This window comes from Burkholderia sp. Ac-20353 (assembly GCF_017104785.1).
In the GTDB taxonomy this organism is placed as follows: domain Bacteria; phylum Pseudomonadota; class Gammaproteobacteria; order Burkholderiales; family Burkholderiaceae; genus Burkholderia.
Genome location: NZ_JAAGPL010000495.1, coordinates 1 through 1,279 on the forward strand (window position 1 = coordinate 1; position 1,279 = coordinate 1,279).

1 pseudogene is annotated in these 1,279 nt (G+C 72.2%); it reads left to right on the forward strand.

The window, feature by feature from the left end:
- A pseudogene (locus tag G3N94_RS41550) lies at positions 1 to 1,279 on the forward strand (hypothetical protein); the annotation flags it as partial.

Below are 1,279 nucleotides of genomic sequence, written 5' to 3' on the forward strand. Positions count from 1 at the left end.
CCGGCCGCGGATCTCGCGGTGCGCGCCGAGCTCGCGCCGGCGCCGGCCGATCCCGCGCATCCGCACGCGTTCGCGGTGACGGGCCCGGTGTCGATCGTCAATGCGAAGCCGGGCACGCTCGGCGATCACCTGCTGCCGGTCGTCGACGCGAAGGCGAGCGTGCGGCTCGACGCGCACACGCAGCGGATCGACGGCCTCGCGCTGACGCTGATCCGCGACGGCAGCGTGACGGGCGGCGGCACGCTGGCGGGCGGCAAGGGCCGCTTCGACCTGAAGGTCGCCAATCTCGACCTGAATGCGTTCGTCGCCGAATTGCGCCCGATGCGGCTCGGCGGGCCGGTCGGCGTGACGCTCGCGAGCGGCGTGCAGACCGTCGATTTCGATCTGAAGGATCCGAAGCTCGCGCTCGGCGCGCGCGCGAAGGTCGCGCTGACGCCGCAGCAGACGGTGCTGACCGACGCGCGGGTGATGGCCGGCAACGGGCGCATCGATCTGACCGGCGTGTTCCGCCACGACGCGCATTCGAGCTACGACGCGAAGGCGACGCTCGCCAATTTCGATCCGCTGCTGCTCGCCGCGATGAGCGCGCCGAAGGCCGCCGGCGGCAGCGCGGCCGCAAAGGTGACGAAGGCCGGGAATGTGACGAAGGCCGCGAAGGCTGAGAAGGCCACGCCCGCGAAGCGTGGCGAGACGCGTGTGAACGGCACGTTGACCGCGTCGGGCGCGTTCGCGCCGCAGCTGTCGACGAAGGCCACGTTCAAGCTCGGCGACAGCCTGTACGACGGCGTGCCGCTGACCGGGGCAGGCATCGTGCAGCTCGCCGGCACACGGATCCTGCCGAGCAACGCGAACCTGTCGATCGCGGGCAACCGCGTCGACCTGCGCGGCAGCTTCGGCGCGCCCGGCGACCGCCTGCGCTTCGCGATCGATGCGCCGCAGCTCGACCGGCTCGGCTTCGGCGTCGCGGGGCTCGTTCAGGCTCAGGGCGACCTGACGGGCAGCTTTGCGCATCCGAACGTGACGGCGACCTACAAGGCCGAAGGCGTCGTGGTCGGTTCGAACCGGATCGGCGCCGCGCAGGGCCGCGCGGACATCCGCGACGGCGCGCATGGTGCGCTCGTGTTCACGGTCGACGCGAGCAACGTCGCGCTTGGCTCGCTGCAGCTGAAGACGCTGCGCGCGAACCTCGACGGCACGCGCGCGAAGCACACGCTCGACGCATCGGCGCTCGGCATGGCCGGCGGCCGCGTGATCGACGTGGCGCTCGCCGCGAACGGCG